13 protein-coding genes are annotated in these 18,099 nt (G+C 59.2%); 7 read left to right on the forward strand and 6 right to left on the reverse strand.

The features are described from left to right. Nucleotides 1–69: 69 nt before the first annotated feature. The 6 genes from EA797_RS17530 to EA797_RS17555 form a co-directional block, all read right to left on the reverse strand. The gene (locus EA797_RS17530) at nt 70–1,245 is read right to left on the reverse strand and encodes an NAD(P)-dependent oxidoreductase (RefSeq protein ID WP_122167738.1); all 1,176 of its coding nucleotides are present in this window, start codon (nt 1,243–1,245) and stop codon (nt 70–72) included. Between the two features lie 298 nt (nt 1,246–1,543). Continuing rightward, nucleotides 1,544–2,044 carry a thiol peroxidase gene (gene tpx / locus EA797_RS17535; RefSeq protein WP_122167550.1) on the reverse strand — a complete coding sequence of 167 codons (501 nt, stop codon included), beginning with the start codon at nt 2,042–2,044 and terminating at the stop codon, nt 1,544–1,546. Nucleotides 2,045–2,094: 50 nt separating this feature from the next. Further along, entirely contained in the window at nt 2,095–3,447 is a 1,353-nt protein-coding gene (locus EA797_RS17540; protein ID WP_122167552.1) for an alanine/glycine:cation symporter family protein, read from the reverse strand. 421 nt (nt 3,448–3,868) lie between these two features. After that, on the reverse strand, nt 3,869–7,555 hold the full coding sequence (locus tag EA797_RS17545; RefSeq protein ID WP_439655397.1) for a translocation/assembly module TamB domain-containing protein: 3,687 nt from the start codon (nt 7,553–7,555) through the stop codon (nt 3,869–3,871). Then, nucleotides 7,552–9,279: an autotransporter assembly complex protein TamA gene (locus EA797_RS17550; protein ID WP_122167742.1), complete on the reverse strand. Its 1,728-nt coding sequence runs from the start codon at nt 9,277–9,279 to the stop codon at nt 7,552–7,554. Before EA797_RS17550 ends, EA797_RS17545 begins: the two co-directional genes overlap by 4 nt. Before the next feature lie 144 nt (nt 9,280–9,423). Further along, nucleotides 9,424–10,062 carry a GNAT family N-acetyltransferase gene (locus EA797_RS17555; RefSeq protein WP_122167554.1) on the reverse strand — a complete coding sequence of 213 codons (639 nt, stop codon included), beginning with the start codon at nt 10,060–10,062 and terminating at the stop codon, nt 9,424–9,426. Between the two features lie 155 nt (nt 10,063–10,217). Here EA797_RS17555 and xthA point away from each other — a divergent pair, with 155 nt between their 5' ends. The 7 genes from xthA (at nt 10,218) to EA797_RS17590 (ending at nt 18,072) form a co-directional block, all read left to right on the forward strand. Next, nucleotides 10,218–11,030, forward strand: a complete 813-nt coding sequence (xthA, locus tag EA797_RS17560) for an exodeoxyribonuclease III (RefSeq protein ID WP_122167556.1) — start codon at nt 10,218–10,220, stop codon at nt 11,028–11,030. Nucleotides 11,031–11,182: 152 nt separating this feature from the next. Further along, entirely contained in the window at nt 11,183–12,565 is a 1,383-nt protein-coding gene (locus tag EA797_RS17565) for a substrate-binding domain-containing protein (protein WP_122167558.1), read from the forward strand. Between the two features lie 99 nt (nt 12,566–12,664). After that, the gene (locus EA797_RS17570) at nt 12,665–13,600 is read left to right on the forward strand and encodes a carbohydrate kinase family protein (protein ID WP_122167560.1); all 936 of its coding nucleotides are present in this window, start codon (nt 12,665–12,667) and stop codon (nt 13,598–13,600) included. A 66-nt stretch (nt 13,601–13,666) separates the two neighbouring features. Continuing rightward, entirely contained in the window at nt 13,667–14,572 is a 906-nt protein-coding gene (locus EA797_RS17575; protein WP_122167562.1) for an AraC family transcriptional regulator, read from the forward strand. A gap of 307 nt (nt 14,573–14,879) precedes the next feature. Then, nucleotides 14,880–16,187, forward strand: a complete 1,308-nt coding sequence (locus EA797_RS17580) for an ABC transporter substrate-binding protein (RefSeq protein ID WP_122167564.1) — start codon at nt 14,880–14,882, stop codon at nt 16,185–16,187. A 96-nt stretch (nt 16,188–16,283) separates the two neighbouring features. After that, entirely contained in the window at nt 16,284–17,228 is a 945-nt protein-coding gene (locus EA797_RS17585) for a carbohydrate ABC transporter permease (RefSeq protein WP_122167566.1), read from the forward strand. A 10-nt stretch (nt 17,229–17,238) separates the two neighbouring features. After that, a complete protein-coding gene (locus EA797_RS17590; RefSeq protein WP_044314497.1) occupies nt 17,239–18,072 on the forward strand; it encodes a carbohydrate ABC transporter permease in 834 nt (277 codons plus the stop codon). The last annotated feature ends 27 nt before the right edge of the window (nt 18,073–18,099 follow it).

Raw genomic sequence — 18,099 nt, forward strand, 5'->3', positions numbered from 1 at the left:
TGAGTCTCCAATAGCAGGCGATACCGGAACGGATCGCCTGCTGCGTTTTTTTCAGCGCAGAGGCAGCGATCAGCTATCCAGTACCGCCATTCCGGCAGGCGCGTTCTTGACCGAGTGATTCGGCACCGCGTTCTCTGCTCGCTCAGCGCGCATCTGCATGACGATATCCAGCGCACGGCTCGGCAGAATGTCGATGTCGTCGAATGTGACCAGCTGACCTGGCTCGACCGCTCGCTTGAGCGCGGTCTTTCTCAACAAGCCGATCGGCACGTGATCCGGGTGCTGATCCAGCTTGAGCGCCTCTCCACGGAATTGATATCCGCCTATCCCTCGTTCGACCAACTCACCAGCGCGCATGGCCCGCTTGGCGATAGCGCCAACCCCCAGCGTCGGCGCAATGGAATTGTTCAACAGTACGCTACCGCCGCTAAGTACGCGTCGGACTGTCTTGCCCACTTCGAGCGAGCAAAGATGAAATGGTCTGACTAGGGTGTAATAGGGTCCTGGACCGAGCTTGAAGTACTCGATCGCTTCACGCTGCTCGTCGTCATGACGGCAGACGAGGAATACTCCACCCGCGGGGAAACCGGCAGGGATCACGTAATCCACGAAGGGCTGGCCCAATCGATCAGCCATCATCCCCAGCAGATTGCCTGTTTCGGTGAGATTGGTGGAAGCCAATCCTTGAAGACCCTGCTGGGTAATGCTCGCTCCCAGGCCATTGCCGACGATGACCTGTTCGATCTGCACCTTGGTGCCATCTGTAAACGAGGTGGTCTGGTCAACGCTGATGCCCTGCCGCTTGGCCCAATAAGCCATATCCTCGGGCGAAGGATCATGATTCAGATAGCCTTTCATGTTGCCGTAGACCAGCGGCTTGAAGCCCATCATCAAGGCTTCCTCATGCAGCGCCGCAAGAGAACCGGGCTGATCGCCCTCGGCCTCAGTGAGGAAGCCCTTGCCGGCCAGATAGGATCCAGTGGTCACCTGCAGTTCAGCGTTGACCGTCACGACCTGCAACCCCGCTTCGAAGGCTCGCTCGATAACCTCGGTGCCGTGGAATACATCACCGCTGCATTCGACGATCAGATCAGCGCCATCAACCAGCTGATCGATAGAGTTCGTAAGCCGATCGGCCATTGGAAAATCGCTGAACGTATTCAGGGGCCTTCTAGTCAGCACATGGCTGATTTCCATGTCCTGATAGTGGGTCTGGATCAGCCGAATGAAGCAGCGCGCGATCATCCCTGTGCCGGATACACCGATCTTCTTCTTGGCATGCGAGGTAGACATAAACGAATCCATTCAATGGGCAACGAGTGCTCTGACCGCCACGACAGGAAAAGATTTGGTCCGGGCACGAAAAAGTCTGGCATTAAGCCATCTAGCTGCTGCGGTCGATCGTTGGGGTGCAGGAGCTGTCGATAGCAACAGCGGGGCAGTTCACTGACTGATGCAATCATCGAACGACTCAAAGAAGCCTCGATGCGGACTGCCCGATCTAAAGAAAGAAGCGGCATTGCACCGCTTCTTGTAACGCTGATTACTTTAGAGTCGCGAGGGCTGCGTCGTAGTTCGGCTCTGTACCGATTTCAGCGACCAGTTCGCTATGCAGGACCTGGTCCTGCTCGTCCAGAACAACCACGGCGCGAGCTGAAACCCCGGCAAGCGGACCGCTGGCAATCAGCACACCGTAATCCTCGAGAAATTCACGGCCACGCATCGTCGACAGGTTGATGACATTCTCCAACCCTTCCGCGCCGCAGAACCTCTTCTGTGCAAACGGTAGGTCGGCGGACACGCAGAGCACGACGGTGTTGGCCAGCTCGTTTGCCTGCGCGTTGAACTTGCGAACCGACGTCGCGCAGGTAGGGGTGTCGATGCTGGGAAAAATGTTCAGGATCTTGCGCTTGCCGGAGAAGCTATTCAGCGACACGTCTGCCAGATCGCCTCCGACGAGGCTGAAGGGTTTGGCTTTAGTACCAGCCTGCGGAAAATTGCCGGCGACCTGAATAGGGTTGCCCTTCAAAGTAACTTCAGTCATGCGAACTCCTCTGATGCGTTTGGCCGCGAGAAACCTCGCGGCCCCGTTAGTTACGCCGCGTGCTTACGTGCGAAGTATTCTTTCGTCAGTTTGACCACTACCGGACTCAATAGCAGCAGCGAGATAAGGTTAGGAATCGCCATCAGGCCGTTGAGCGTATCGGCGAGCAGCCAGGCGAAATCCAGCTGTGCGATGGCGCCGAACGGCACCGCCAACACCCAGACAATCCGGAATGGCCAGATGGCCTTGGTACCGACCATGAACTCCCAGCATTTCTCACCGAAGTAGCTCCAGCCAAGAATGGTGGTGAAAGCGAACACCACCAGGGCGATGGTCAGTAGCGCGCCACCGATGCCTGGCATCGCCTGCTCGAAGGCTGCAGCTGACAACGCCGCCCCGCTCTCTCCGCTGGTCCAGACGCCAGAACTGATGATCGCCAGACCGGTGATCGTGCAGATGATGAGGGTATCGATGAAGGTACCCATCATCCCGATCAGACCTGAGCGAACGGAGCTTTGAGTGGTGCCGGCTGCCTGCGCGATGCCTGCGGTGCCGAGACCCGCCTCGTTTGAGAAAATGCCACGCGCAACGCCGAAGCGAATCGCCGCAATGACAGCGGCGCCGGCGAAACCGCCAGTCGCTGCGATCGGGCTGAAGGCATGGGTAAAGATCAGGTCGAACGCAGCAGGGATTTCCGACGCATTCACGACCAGCACCACGATACCGGCAATGATGTACGCAACGCACATGAAGGGAACCAGTGCAGCAGCTACCTTACCGATGCGCTTGATTCCGCCGAGGATGACCAGGCCGACAAAAACCATGCTTACGAGGCCGGTGAGCCAGAGCGGCACCGAAAAGGTCGCCTGCAGCGCGAGCGCCATGCTGTTGACCTGGACCATGTTACCGATGCCGAAACCTGCGAGACCGCCAAAGATCGCGAAGGCGCCGCCAAGCCACAACCAGCGCTTATGCAAGCCGTTCTTGATCGCATACATCGGACCGCCGACGTGCTCGCCACGGTCATCTTTCTCTCGATAATGAACCGCCAGCACGACTTCACAGTACTTGGTCGCCATGCCGACCAGAGCTGTACACCACATCCAGAACAGCGCGCCAGGACCACCCAGGAAGATGGCTGTGGCGACACCGGCAATGTTACCGGTACCGACCGTTGCGGCCAGAGAGGTCATCAACGCCTGGAACGGGCTGATTTCACCCGTTCCTTCGTCGCCTTTGGCGCGGCCGCGCCAAATCAGTGCGAAGCCGGTGCCGATACGCACCAATGGCATGAACTTGAGCATGACCATCAGGAACAGACCAGTGCCGAGGATCAGCACCAGCATTGGCGGGCCCCAGACGAGGCCGTTGATGCTATTTACCAGGTTTTGCAGGAATTCCATTCAAGGCACCCTTATTAATTATGTTAGACATCCTTGCCCGTGCGAGCCGCAGACCAGCTGCCCGAAGGTCAGTATCGGTTGCCACTGAACCAGCTTGCATCTGGCCGTTGACCCAGTAAGACCCAAACTTCACTGTGACGGGCGTTACCGGCAGCCTGCAAGACCCATGCTAGAGCCATGCAACAGCCGCCTTGCAAGGAGCGACCGAGCGATCCTACCACCACCTTGCGCACTTGGCGTCTGCCCATGAGGCCGCAAATTTAGCAAGCCAGCGAAGCCGTAAAACGACTCACTGGTCAGCTGCCTTCGCGTCATATGCCTGCCGGTTACGTAAGCTGCTGAGCGTAGCCGACGGGCGTCAGCCTGCCAGCGTATGCGGCGAAAAATTTTGCAGGTGGCAAGGCATTTGCGGTGGCAGCCGTCAGAAGTTTCGCCGATAGAAAACGTCGAGGGAGCTGGCCAGCCCGCTGGCCGCTTCGAGGAATATCCGCTTGGTCAGTTGATACCGCAGCGCGACCGTATTGGCCGGTTCGAACACGCCCACGCCATAGCGAAGAGTCAGGCGCTCGGTCAGCCGGCCGCTCGCAACCACACTGGTATCGGTACCACTACCCTGCGTATCAAGCTGAAAGTCCTGAATGCCAAGCCGTTGCGCCACGTTGCCCGTAACCGATGCGCTGCCAGCCAGGCCCAGGCCAAGTGCAGCCTGAGCAAGCATGTTGTTGTCACCGGAGTCAGCGCCCAACGGCCTACCCAGAACCAGGTAGGACAATGCCTGCTCCTGGCTCATGGCCGGCTCGGCAAAGACATCGACCCGCGGCTGTTCCGCGCTGCCGGTGATGCGCAGACCGGCGATGACGTTATCTGCTTCAATTCGTCGAATGGCCTCGATATCCAGGAACGGTTGGGATAGAACCCCCGTAAACAGCAACTGGGCTTTGCGAATGGTCAATCGCTGACCATAGGCGCGATACCGCCCATTGTTCAGATTCAGCTCGCCTCGCGTGTCCAGGTCATCACCGATGTGCACGTAGCCCGCGAGGTCTGCAGTCAAGCCGAACCCTGAAAAGCGCAAACGATCCCTGCCAACCTCGACTTGTACATCCATTCGCATCGCAAGGGGCGTCTTCGCTTCCTCCGATTCCTCACCGATGATGACGACGTCTTCGGAAACGGTGACCGTCGAGGGCGGGAGCTCACGAACGGTGATATCGCCGCGCGGCACGCTGACTTTGCCGACTATGGCCAGCTGATCGTCAGCAAGCTGCAGGCGCAGATCCGGTTCCACCTCGAGTTCGGCATAAGGTTCTACGATCACAGGCAGACGACTACCGCTGACCCGGATATCAAGATCGAGCGCGTTGCGCCAGTCGACGGCACCGGCGATGTTGCCTTGCCCCTGTTCGCCGCTTCGCCAGTTACCGTCCAGCGTTAGTCGTTCACCATTGATGATCGCGCTGATCTGCAATTGCTCGAGGCTGACCGGCAGCTCGCTACCCGCAATCTCACCGCCGCTGAGATTGAGTTCTCCATTGATCTGCGGCTCGGCCAGAGTGCCGGACAGTCGCCCATTGCCGTTTAGCTGCCCTTCGAGGCGGTCGACCTGTGCGACAAATGGCCTGGCGACGGACAAGTTGAAGTTGCTCAGCCTGAAATCGCCTGAAATTGTTTTGGCCTCGGTGCTGGGGTCGATTTGAAAGCGCACGTCCAGCTCTCCAAGCTCGCCGCCTTCGAAACGCAATCGGCTGTCGACCAGCTCTGGTGCGAGCTCGCTGGTCAGCGCCAGCGTGGCGTAAGGGAAATCCAGCCATTGTTCGCCGTCACGGAAGCGCAACGTACCTGGGCCGGCATCTACGCGCACTGTACCGCTCGGCCCAGCACTCGGCATATCTATCGCCAGGTCGGCATTGACGTCACCTATCCAGCGGAGGTTGTCCGGCAGGTACTCTGCCAGCGATTCGATCGGGAAATCCCTCAACCGATACCGTAGCTTCGGATCAGGGGCAAGCTGCTGATTTTCGGCGCACAGGGTCGCCGGGCCGGAGCCCCAGCAATGAGCACCGAAATTGATTCGTCCATTGGCCAACCGTTCGAGCGTCGCCGGCTGTTGAAGCGCCCACTGCTGTCCTTTGGCATCGAGAGCGGCTCGCACCAGCCGGCCTCGCCAGTCTTCGCCTCGCACGCCTCCATCCAAACCCATCTCAAGGTCGAGCAACGGCCCTTGCAGATCTAGCGCAGCTACATGGCTATCGAGCGTGCCGCTGGCATCCAGACGCAGCTCGCCGATTTCAGTTTCGCCAGCCCGCAACCCGCCTGCGCTCAGACGCAACTGGCCGCGCTCGCCATCGGCAAGATTGGCCGACAGCTGCAAGCGCTCGACTTGATTGTCCTGAAAGGCAATAGCAGTGCCCTCCAGGGTCAGATCACCCAGCGGCGCATCGGGCGTGCCGGACAGGTTGAACTTTCCAGCCAGGCGTCCTGCTAGATCAGGCCATAACTGGGCCAGGCGCGGCATGTCCAGATCCAGACTCGCCTGCAGAGATTCTGCCCATCGGCCGCTGCCCTGAATACGATTGTCGCCAAGTCGCAGATCAAGGGTTGGCAGGTCCCAGGTGGCATCCTCGCCATTGGCTTCCAGCTTCAGCTGGAGAGGTTGCCGACGTAGTGTTCCCTCGAGATCGAGTTGCGCCTGCGCTTGCAGTTGCTCGCGCATGCTGCCGCTACTGGTCAGGGTGCCTCGGAGCTGGCCCGGGAGTTCAGCGACCCAGTAGGAAGGGTCAAGCTGACTGAGGTTCAATGTGGTGTTCCAATCGATGCCGTCGGCAAATCCGATACTGAGGTTGCCTTCTGCTCTCCCTTGCCCCGCCTGTAACAACAGTTGCGGCAGATGGACGACCTCGAGATCGCCACTGAACGGGCTACGCAGGCTGAAATCACCCGAAGGCCCGGTAAGCCCGGCGTCGAAATTACCCAGATAGCTGCCATCGTCGTACTGGAGTTGTGCATTGAGGATTTTCAGTGCAACTGGAGGTTCCTCGACATCGGGATAGAGCCTGCGCCACGGGAAATTTCGCCACGCGAGCTCCGCATCAGCGCGTAAGGCGTCCTCCCAACCGACCTGCCCTTTGATCGAGATGCGCTGGTCATTACCGGCATCGAGCTCCAGCCCATCGAGTTTTGCCCCAGCCGCATCGACGACCGCATTCAACAGGATGCCAACCGCCCCGCCCTCGCCTTGCAGACTTCCATCGCCACTCAGTCGATAGCCATTGTCCAGATCGCCTTCGGCTGATAACTCCATCCTGTTCAGGCGCAACGCATCAGGGAGGTCCGGGCTGGCCTTGAACCCCTCCACCAGCAGCACGAGGTTGGCCGGCAGGTCCTCCTCCAAGGGGCGCACTCGCCCGCTGAGCCTGGCGTTGATGAATCCCTGGCTCTCGACGTTCAGCACAAGGTGTTCACGCATCTCGCCGGCAACCCGCAGTGCCAACGCCCAGGGCTGCTCGTCAGGCGAGCGAATCGCGACAGTGCCACTGAGCTCCAGCGGCCACTCGCCGTTCGGCTCCAGGCGACCTGCCAGGTCCAGCGAAAGGTCATCACGCTGTACCTGGAGTACACGGATATCCAGCCCTTCGCGGCGCCAGTCCGCCCGAAGCTGAAGGCTTTGCAATTGCTCCGCATCGTTAACCCGCACCTGTCCGACTTCCAATCGTTCGATACGCAACGCCAAAGGCAATTTGACGTCCGGCAACTCGATGGGCCCGCTGCTGGGCTCGTCAGGGCCAGGCGGGATCCGAACGTCGATGTCACCAGCCACCAGCTCTTCGATGCAAAGCATCCGGCGCAACAGGCACGACGGCGACCACGCCATTCGAGGCTCAGCGACGACCACCCGAGTGCCATCCTGCTCCCAGACAAGCTGTTGAGCTTGCCAGCGCCCGCCTAGCCGGCCATTGAATTCTTCGAGTTGCAAGCCCGGAACCTTGCTCAGCACCCAGCGGCTACCGGACGAGGTTCCCAGCACTACGCCGATTGCCATTACCAGTATCAGCACCAACGCCAACAACAGCCCCAGCGTCCAACCAATGACTTTTACACTACGCCTCACAGCTCGGGCCCCATGGAAAAGTGCAGTCGCACGCCACCTTCGCTATCGAGCGGATGAGCCAGATCGACCCGAATCGGTCCCACTGGCGATACCCAGCGCACACCAAGCCCGACACTGCTCTTGAGCGTTGGGAAATCCAGGGAATTGAACGAGTTGCCCTGGTCGACAAATGATGCAACTCGCCACTTTTCGGCAATCTGATATTGGTATTCAGCGCTCAGTGCCAACTGGTAGCGGCCACCGATGCGGTCGCCATTGGAATTGGTGGGCGAGAGACTTTGATAGTCGTAGCCGCGCACGCTCTGATCCCCGCCGGCGAAATAGCGCAGCGATGGCGGTACGTTGGTGTATTCGTCGGTCCAGTTGCCTCCGACCTGCACGCGACCGAGGAAGCGATGCCGGTCCGCTAGCGTTGTCAGGCCTTTGAGCGTGGCGTTGGCGTGAACCAGATCGGCATCGGACAGAACCCCGGATTTGGCGGCTGCCAGTTCAAACTCCAGTCGATACCCTCTGCTGGGGTCGATGCGGTTGTCGCTACGCAGAAAACTGTACGCAACACCGGGCATGAGCAAGGTGCTGGTGCCCGAGTCGTCCCCAAGCTCGTACTGTTCGTGCCGCCACTTGAGTGACCAGACCCTCTGCCAGCCATTTGGCAGCTTGCGGTGCCACTCAGGCCCGACCGTGAGCAGCTTGCTGAGGCTGTCTCTGTTGGCTATTTCCTCATACTGGTAGCCCGCTGCGTAACGCATCTTGTCGGTAAGAGGCGGGTCCAGTGGTACGTCGTACCAGAGCCCCACGTTTTGCCGAGGTGCGGACAGCTCGGTTTCGATCCCGTAGCTGTGCCCCTGCGGATTTACCCAATGGCGACGGAAGTCGAAGCGCATGCGTGGCCCGACATCGGTGGAAAAGCCTAGTCCGAGCCCCAAGGTACGGGGGTCTCGCGTTGCCAGCTGCACAGCAACGGGAATGCGCTGCTGATCGGCATTTGCGGGGTTGGCATCGACTCGGACGCCTTCGAAGTAGCCACTCGATTGCATCGCCTGGTTGAGATCGGCAATCAGCTCTGAATCGTAGGGAGTGCCAGGTTCGAACGGCACCATGCGCGCGAGAAGATCGGGGTCGAAAGGCGAGTCGCCCTCAAAGCTGACGTCACCTAGCAGGTAGCGAGGCCCGCTTTCGAAAACCAGCTCTACGTCTGCGGCGTTCTCGGCAGGGTCCACCGCGAGCCGCTGCTTGACGAAGCGCCCGTCGAAGTAACCATAGCGGGAAGCCTGATTAAGAATCTGCTGCTTGGCGCTCTCGTATACCCCGTGATTGAGTATCGCGCCCGCCTTCAGGCGATTCCGGGGCACGCGGAAGGCCTTCATCTGCGCTGCCGGCCCGTCGACTCGCACGGTGATATCACGCAGCCTGACAGGCTCGCCAGGCCGGACGCTCACACGCAGCCTTGGCGTCTCGCCCGCAACAACTTCGGTTTCGATGGTGCCGTTGTAGTAGCCGAGCGCCTGGAGGGCCTTTTCCGCCTGCGTCTGCGCAACGCGGCTGTAGCGCAGAAGCTCCTGTTCGCTGCGATCACCCAGCTCGCCGATGTAATTCTCGACATTTTCGCGAAGCGCACCGTTTGCCGGCCGGACGGTGACGTCGAGCTCGGCGGCAGAAACCGGGTTCGCAACAAGAAGGACTAGCCCCGCCGGTAGGACGCGGCGGCGAAAAAAAATACGCATGGCGAGCGATGCTAGCACGACAGCAACCAGCGCTTTGCGCGAAGACGACGCGCGTTGCGCGGAAGGGACAGCTTTACCCAATGCATAAAAGTACTTCATCGATCACCCGGCGTTTCGACTACCGAGACTCCGCAAAATTCGGCTTCAACCGCTGTTTGCTTCCACTGCTCGCGGCGCGGGATGAAAGAACACATGTTCGACTACCGGCCCAATCGCGATCTGTCCGATGTCCTGATAGCCCTGCCGTTCGTAGAAATTGCGGTAGCGAGGGTTACCGGTGTCGATCACCAGCCCTTCTGAACTCGAATCCGCCGCGCACCAGTTGTGCAGCGCTTCGAGCAGTTGCTCCCCGTAGTGCTGGCCTTGAAACTGGGGATGAATGGCCATCAGCGGCAACACATGGAAGGTGCCGGGCGGCAAGCAGCCAAGGACGGTGGCGTGATAATCGAGGTAACGCCGCGTACACCGAAATCCCGCTGTGAGCAGCATGCGCATGCGCCATGCCCAACTCTCAGTGATATCCAGCCGCCGTTGCGGCGGTGCGATAAGAGCGGCGCCAATCAATCGGTCATCCAGAACGAGCCCAAGCGCTGGTTGATCCTGAAGAAGATGTTGATTAACCAATTCGCGCACCGTCGCTCGCACTCGCTGATCGTAACCGGGCCGGTCAGATTCAAAGAGGTAGGCAAACGTGGGCTCATGCCGATAGGCGTTATAGAGCAGTGAACGTGCTTCCCTGGCGTATCCGCTGTCCAGCATTCGTACTTCGGCAGGCTTCGGCATGGCTACTCTCTTATGAATATCGGGCACTTGGTATACGGCACTGATTTCACGTTAGCACCCACGGCGCGGTCACGCCCAGCTAAGCGACAACGAACCCTGACTCGCACCAGCCTCCCGTACACTTTAGAATCGCGGTTTTTCCGGAGCCCGAAAAGATGAAACTGGTTTCTTTCAATATCAATGGCTTGCGCGCAAGACCTCATCAGCTTTCTGCAATCATCGAGAAGCATCAACCTGACGTGATCGGGCTACAGGAAACCAAAGTCGCCGATGACCAATTCCCTCAAGCTGAAATCGAGGCGCTTGGTTACCACGTCCACTACCACGGCCAGAAAGGTCATTACGGCGTGGCGCTGCTCTCGCGTCAGGCCCCTTTGGAAGTTCACAAGGGCTTCCCCGGCGACGGTGAAGAATCACAAAAGCGTTTCATTTGGGGCCGTTTCGCTGATGCCAAAGGCCATGAGGTGACGGTCATGAACGGCTATTTCCCTCAGGGGGAAAGCCGGATTCATCCCACCAAATTCCCCGCCAAGACAAAGTTCTATGCGGACCTGCAATCCCTACTGGAAGAGCGATTCACGCCCGACCAGGCCGTCGCAGTAATGGGCGACTTCAACATATCCCCCGAAGACTGCGACATCGGTATCGGAGAGGTGAACGCCAAACGATGGCTGCGGACCGGCAAGTGCAGTTTCCTGCCGGAGGAGCGTGAGTGGTTATCGAAACTGAAAGGCTGGGGCCTGCAAGATAGCTTCCGGACCCTAAATCCTGAGGTCGTGGATCGCTTCAGCTGGTTCGATTACCGCAGCCGCGGATTCGAAGATGAGCCGCGCCGTGGCCTGCGCATCGACCTCATTCTGACCACAGCAGGCCTGCATGATCGAGTTGTAGACTGCGGCGTGGATTACGACATTCGGTCGATGGAGAAGCCCTCCGACCACTGTCCGGTGTGGATCGAGCTGAGCTGAATTTTCGTCGGCGCGAAACCCTCGTCATAGTCTTCTAACCACGTGAGAAAAACGAGATGCGCACCGCATCGGCGCATCTCTTTTGGTAGCCGTCACATAACTGTAAACAATCCTTCTTAATCTCCCCTGCTTCGTTGATAGGGAGATTAGCCATGGGCCTGAGTGCGTCCGCTGGTAGTACGAGTATTCGGGCGTTATGCCTCGCATCGCTGGGCCTGCTTTTCACAGCGGCAGCTCCGACCGATGCAACGGCTCAGATCGCAACAGGTGCAGCAGCTGAACGATCTGCAATTCTGCGCATACACGGATCGAACACCGTTGGCGCTAAGCTGGCGCCCATGCTGGTTGCCGGCCTGCTCGAGGCCAAAGGTTTTCACTCGGTACGCATAGCTCCAGCCGGCCGCGAGAACGAACAGCGCATTACGGCGATCGATAGCCAGGGTGCTCCTGTTCAGGCCCTGGTGGCCGCTCATGGAACGGGAACCGGATTCTCTGGCTTGAAAGACGGCACCGCCGACCTCGCCGCTGCCTCCCGACCAATAAAACCAGCCGAAGCCGAAAGCCTTGCAGCGTTGGGCAACCTGCGCAGCGCGGCTGCGGAGCAAGTGATCGCCATCGACGGGCTTGCCGTGATCGTTCACCCCGGCAACAAAGTCGGGTCGCTAAGCGTCGAACAGGTTGCGCGCCTGTTCGCGGGGGAGATCACAAACTGGCGAGAACTCGGCGGTAACGATCAACCGATTGAATTACACGCCCGTGATGATCAGTCCGGCACCTACGATACCTTCAAGGAACTGGTGCTCGCGGGCCAGGGCAAAGTACTTGCCGCCACAGCGCGGCGCTATGAGTCCAACGATGCGCTTTCGCAGACGGTTAGCAGTCGCCCCGGTGCGATCGGTTTCGTTGGCCTGGCGTCGGTTGGCACCTCCAAGGCACTCTCGATCACCGATGGCGGATCCCAGCCGATGCCACCCAGCACCGCGCTGGTCGCCACTGAAGACTACCCGCTATCCCGGCGACTGTTCCTATACGCCAATCCGACGAGCCAGTCACAGTGGACACGCGATTTTCTTAACTTCGTGCATAGCCCAGACGGGCAAGCCATCGTCGAGAAGTCAGGGTACGTGGCACAAGCCATTTCACCGATTACCCTCCCCGTGCAAACCAGCATGCCAGAGGCCTATCAACGGCTCGCTGGCGAGGCACAACGGCTGACGGTCAATTTCCGTTTTGAAGAAGGCAGCGCACAGCTGGATAACAAGGCGCAGCGCGACATAACCCGCCTGATCGATTACCTGAACGCTCACGACAAGCGCATGAATTCCGCGGTTTTAGTCGGCTTCGGTGACGCTGGAAACGATGCCGCCCGCACGGCATTGCTGTCCAAGCTGCGCGCCATGGCAGTGCGTCGGGAGCTCGCAAAAGGCGGAATACTTGTCAAAGATATCAATGGCTTGGGTGGTGAACTTCCAGTTGCCTCTAACAGCGCAGCTGGGCGAGTCAAGAACCGTCGGGTCGAGGTGTGGCTGTATTGATGACAGTGCAAAATCGTACCGGAGACTAGCCCAAGGCGTACTGTCTCGACATCCGCTCCCCGACTAAGCTCGGACGATGTCAAACGGCAGGAATAGCTTATGTATCTCGTCTGTGGTGAAGCGCTTTTCGACGTGTTCTCGGCCCCCGCGGACGCGCATAGCAATCGCTTGACTCTAGAAGCTGTGGCGGGTGGTTCGCCATTCAATGTAGCCATAGGCCTGGCAAGACTCGGCGCACCCGTGGCGCTGCTTGGCGGGATATCCACCGACCACTTCGGGCAGCGGCTGCGCAAGGTGCTGGAGAACGAAGGCGTCGACTCCAGCCACCTCATCGAATTCGAAGCACCTACGACGCTGGCGATGGTGGCACTGAGTGCCAACGGTGCACCCGCCTACAGCTTTCGCGGTAAGGGTTGCGCCGACCGCCTGGTAGAGCAATCCCATCTCCAATCGCTAGGCGATGACATCCGAGGTATCCACTTCGGTTCCTATTCGCTGGTGACCCCTCCAGTCGCCGATGCCCTGCTCTCGCTATTGAAGAACGAACAAGCGCGGCGCCTGATCTCGCTGGACCCAAACATTCGTCTTAATGTTGAACCCGACCTGGAGCGATGGCGCGAGCGGGTCGAGGCATTCGCCGCACGCGCGCACGTGATCAAGGTGAGCGATGAGGACCTGGCGCTCTTGTATCCGGGCGTTGCACCAGAAAGCATTGCTAAACGCTGGCTCACCGAGCGGGCCGAAGTCGTCGTGCTGACTCGTGGCAGTCAGGGAGCAGAGCTGTTCAGCAGACGAAACGGGCAATTCTATGCAGCGGCCAATGCGGTCACGGTCCGCGACACCGTGGGCGCTGGCGATACTTTTCAGGCAGCGCTCCTGACCTACCTGCACGAGCATCAGCTGGACACTGTGCAGGCGCTCGCGAAAGTAGATTCATCTGAGCTGGAGCAAATGCTCAAGTTCGCCACCGCGGCAGCGGCGATCACCTGTTCACGGCGTGGTCCCGACCTGCCTCACCGATACGAAATTGACTGACCTGTTTGGCCATTGCTCACTCAGCAGCTATAACCCTTCGTGGCTTTGCACTACAACGGACCCTGTATGAGAGCGTTGAAGATTTCAGATCCGTCCTACGAGCTAATGGACGACCACCACGGCAACTCCCTGATCTACCGCGAGCACGGGTTCCCCTGCCCGCTGGTGCGTTGGCACAATCACAAGGAATATGAGCTGCATCTGATCGTCGCCAGTTCAGGCAAGGTTTTCGTCGGCGATTACGTTGGGAATTTCGCGCCCGATAGCCTGTTCCTCACCGGGCCACATCTGCCACACAACTGGATCAGCCAGATGGATGACGGTGAGGTGGTAGCCAAGCGAGACATGTTGGTCAATTTCACCGACGAGCTGTTCGAGGCCGGCCATTCGGTATTTTCGGAGCTACGCAGCATCACGCCGATGCTGGAACGCTCGCGCTACGGCATCGAATTCCGTTGCTCCAGCACCATCGCTCAGGCGCGACAACTGATGCAGCAGGTCGCCGACAGCCGTGGCGCCACCCGTCTCGGTTATTTTCTGATCATGCTCGAGCTGCTCGCCAACTGCGACGATTACCAGTTGCTCTCCGGCGCAACGTCTGCGCAACTGGGCGATGAGAATCATGCCGACCGGACGAACCTTGCGGTCAACTACATCTTCGACAATTACATGCGTGAGTTGCCCCTGGAGGAAGTAGCTGGTCATCTCGGCATGAAACCCACCTACTTCTCGCGCTTCTTCAAACGAGCCACTGGGCGATGCTTCGTTGAGTTCGTCAACAGTTTGCGCATCAGCAAATCTTGCGAGCTGTTGCTCGATCAGGACAAACCCGTCACGGATGTCTGCTTCGAATCGGGCTTCAACAACCTTTCCAACTTCAACCGACGCTTCCAGCAGCTCAAGGGCATGACCCCTTCGTGCTATCGCCGCCTTGTCGAGCAGCGGCTGACCGAGCAAAACCTGGTCAGCTGATACGCTTTCCAGCTTTGGGCCAACGTTTCGAATCGACGGCTTTTCCTCCGCATCTTTGCTATGGCGAAGGCCAAACCCTCGTCCTTGAGCGGCTGCGCGTGGTTACATAAGCGTTCCTCGAATAAAAAAAGGCTAGCGAGGACTGTCCGCCCTGATGCAAGAAAGTATCAAAACGAGTGCAGTCAGGGCTTTGTGACCCAGCCATCACCAGCGTTGTAATGCTCGCGAGACGCTCGTAGCGCAGTACGCGGGCAACAACAAAAACAATAAGCGCTTCCACGGCTATGCCTGGAAGAGGAGTCCAGGAATGAAAACATTCAAATTGCTGCTCGCCAGTGCCTGCATCGTCACGACCGGCATTGCACAAGCCGCCGAAACCATCACCGTTGCCACCGTCAATAATGCGGACATGATCCGCATGCAGCGCCTGTCCAAGACTTTCGAACAGCAGAATCCCGACATCAAGCTCAACTGGGTGGTGCTAGAGGAGAACGTCCTGCGTCAGCGCCTGACCACCGACATCGCTACCCAGGGCGGTCAGTTCGACGTGCTCACCATCGGCATGTACGAAGTTTCGCTTTGGGGCGACAAGGGTTGGCTGACGCCCATGAAGGACCTGCCTGAAGGCTACGACTTGGACGACGTATTTCCTTCGGTCCGCGAAGGTCTGTCGGTGGACGGGACGCTGTATGCGCTGCCGTTCTACGCCGAAAGCTCGATGACCTATTACCGCACTGACCTGTTCGAGCAGGCCGGTCTGCAGATGCCTGAACATCCCACCTGGACTCAGATGGCCGAGTACGCCGAGAAGCTACACAAGCCCGGTGAAGACCAGTACGGCATGTGCCTGCGCGGCAAGGCCGGCTGGGGTGAGAACATGGCACTGGTGACCACAGTCGCCAACTCATTCGGCGCACGCTGGTTCGATGAGAAGTGGCAACCAGAGTTCGATGGCCCGGAGTGGACCAAGGCGGCCAACTTCTATGTGGATCTGCTGAGCAAGTACGGCCCGCCCGGCGCTTCCAGTAACGGCTTCAACGAGAACCTGGCCCTGTTCAACAGCGGCAAGTGCGCCATGTGGGTCGACGCAACGGTAGCGGGCTCGTTCGTCACGGATACATCGCAAAGCAAGGTCGCCGACAAAGTGGGCTTCACCTTCGCTCCGCAGGAAGAGACCGATAAAGGTTCGGCCTGGTTGTACTCTTGGGCACTGGCGATCCCTACCAGCTCGCAGCAGAAAGAAGCCGCCAAGCTCTTCACCGCCTGGGCAACATCGAAGGACTACGCCAAGCTCGTTGCCGAAACAGACGGCGTTACCAACGTGCCACCGGGTACTCGTGAGTCCACCTACAGCGACGAGTACATGGCCGCTGCACCCTTTGCCAAAATCACATTGGAATCGCTGAAGCAGGCCGATCCCGCCTCGCCTTCCGCTAAACCCGTGCCCTACGTGGGCATCCAGCTGGTGACCATTCCGGAATTCCAGGCTATCGGTACTCAGGTCGGCAAGATGTTCTCCGCGGCGCTTACCGGACAGATGCCAGTCGAGCAGATGCTGACCGCTGTGCAGCAGTCGACCACGCGCGAGATGAAGCGCGCCGGCTATCCCAAGTAAGCGCCCCAAGCAGGCATCGTCCCTTCCTAATCGAAGGTGAACACCGGAAAGGGCTCGCCCGAGCCCTCATGGCCTTCTTTCAGCCGGAGCACACCCATGGCCACCTCATCCACAGCCTTGCCCAAGGCGTCTGTCACCGACACGGCAAGCGAGCCGAGCGAGCGAAAGCCGCGCCGCTTTGGCCCCAGCTGGTTCCTCGTCAGCCCGTCCGTTGCGCTGTTGCTGCTGTGGATGCTGGTTCCGTTGTCGATGACCGTCTACTTCTCGGTGATTCGCTACAACCTGCTCTATCCCGGCGACAACGATTTCGTCGGACTGGAGAATTTCCACTACTTCCTGACCGATGCCGGTTTCATACCGGGCATGACCAACACACTGATCCTGGTGGGCAGCGTGTTGCTGATCAGCGTCGTGCTCGGGGTATTGATCTCCGCGCTGCTGGAGGCGGCTGACTTCGCTGGGCGCGGGATTGTACGCGTGCTTCTGATCTCGCCGTTCTTCATCATGCCGACCGTCAGCGCGCTGGTCTGGAAGAACCTGATCTACCACCCCGTCTCGGGAATTCTCGCGGCCGTCTGGAAGTTCTTCGGGGCGCAGCCGGTCGACTGGCTGGCCCAGCATCCACTCGCCTCGATTGTGATCATCGTGTCATGGCAATGGCTGCCCTTCGCGATACTGATCCTGATGACGGCCATGCAGTCCCTCGATCAGGAGCAGAAAGAAGCCGCCCGCCTGGATGGCGCTGGCCCCATCGCGATCTTCTGGCACCTCACCCTGCCACATCTGGCCCGCCCGATCGCCGTAGTAGTGATGATTGAAACCATCTTTTTGCTCTCTGTCTTCGCCGAGATCTTCACCACCACCAGCGGTGGTCCCGGCTATGCGTCAACCAACCTTGCCTACCTGATCTACACCCAGGCACTGCTTCAATTCGACGTCGGCATGGCATCGGCCGGCGGCTTGATCGCGGTAGTCATCGCCAACATCGCGGCGATCATCCTGGTGCGGATGCTCGGCAAGAATCTCACCGAAAAATACTGAGGACAGACCGATGCTGACGCTCAAACAAAGTCGCCGCCTCAATACCCTTGTGGTCGGGCTGTTCGCCTGGGCCGTGGCGCTGCTGCTGTTCTTCCCGATCTTCTGGATGCTGATGACCAGCCTGAAGACCGAGATCGACGCCTTCGCCACACCGCCGCAGTTCATATTCACGCCGACGCTGGAGAACTACCTGCAGATTCAGGACCGCAGCGGCTACTTCAAATACGCCTGGAACTCGGTGACCATCTCCTTCGGCGCCACGGCCCTGGGCATGCTGATTGCGATACCTGCGGCCTACTCGATGGCCTTCTACGAGACCAAGCGCACCAAAGGCACGCTGTTGTGGATGCTCTCGACCAAGATGCTGCCGCCGGTGGGCGTGCTGGTGCCGATCTACCTGCTGGCCAAGCAGTTCGGCATGTTGGACAGCCGCGCAGTGCTGATCATCATCTACACGCTGATCAACCTGCCGATCCTGGTGTGGATGATCTACACCTATTTCAAGGACATACCCCGCGACATTCTCGAAGCGGCCCGCATGGACGGCGCAACGCTGATGCAGGAAATGGTTCGCGTGCTGCTGCCAATCAGTAAGGGCGGGCTCGCCTCCACCATGCTGCTGTCGCTGATCCTGTGCTGGAACGAGGCCTTCTGGTCGTTGAACCTGACCTCTTCCAATGCCGCGCCGCTGACCGCCCTGATCGCTTCCTACTCCAGCCCAGAAGGGCTGTTCTGGGCCAAGCTTTCAGCCGTATCCACCCTCGCCTGCGCCCCCATACTGATTTTCGGCTGGATCAGTCAGAAGCAGCTGGTCCGCGGCCTGTCGTTCGGCGCTGTGAAGTAACGCCGCTGAGCTGAGAAGAACAACAGA

The organism is Stutzerimonas zhaodongensis (assembly GCF_003696365.1).
GTDB classification, from domain to species: domain Bacteria; phylum Pseudomonadota; class Gammaproteobacteria; order Pseudomonadales; family Pseudomonadaceae; genus Stutzerimonas; species Stutzerimonas zhaodongensis.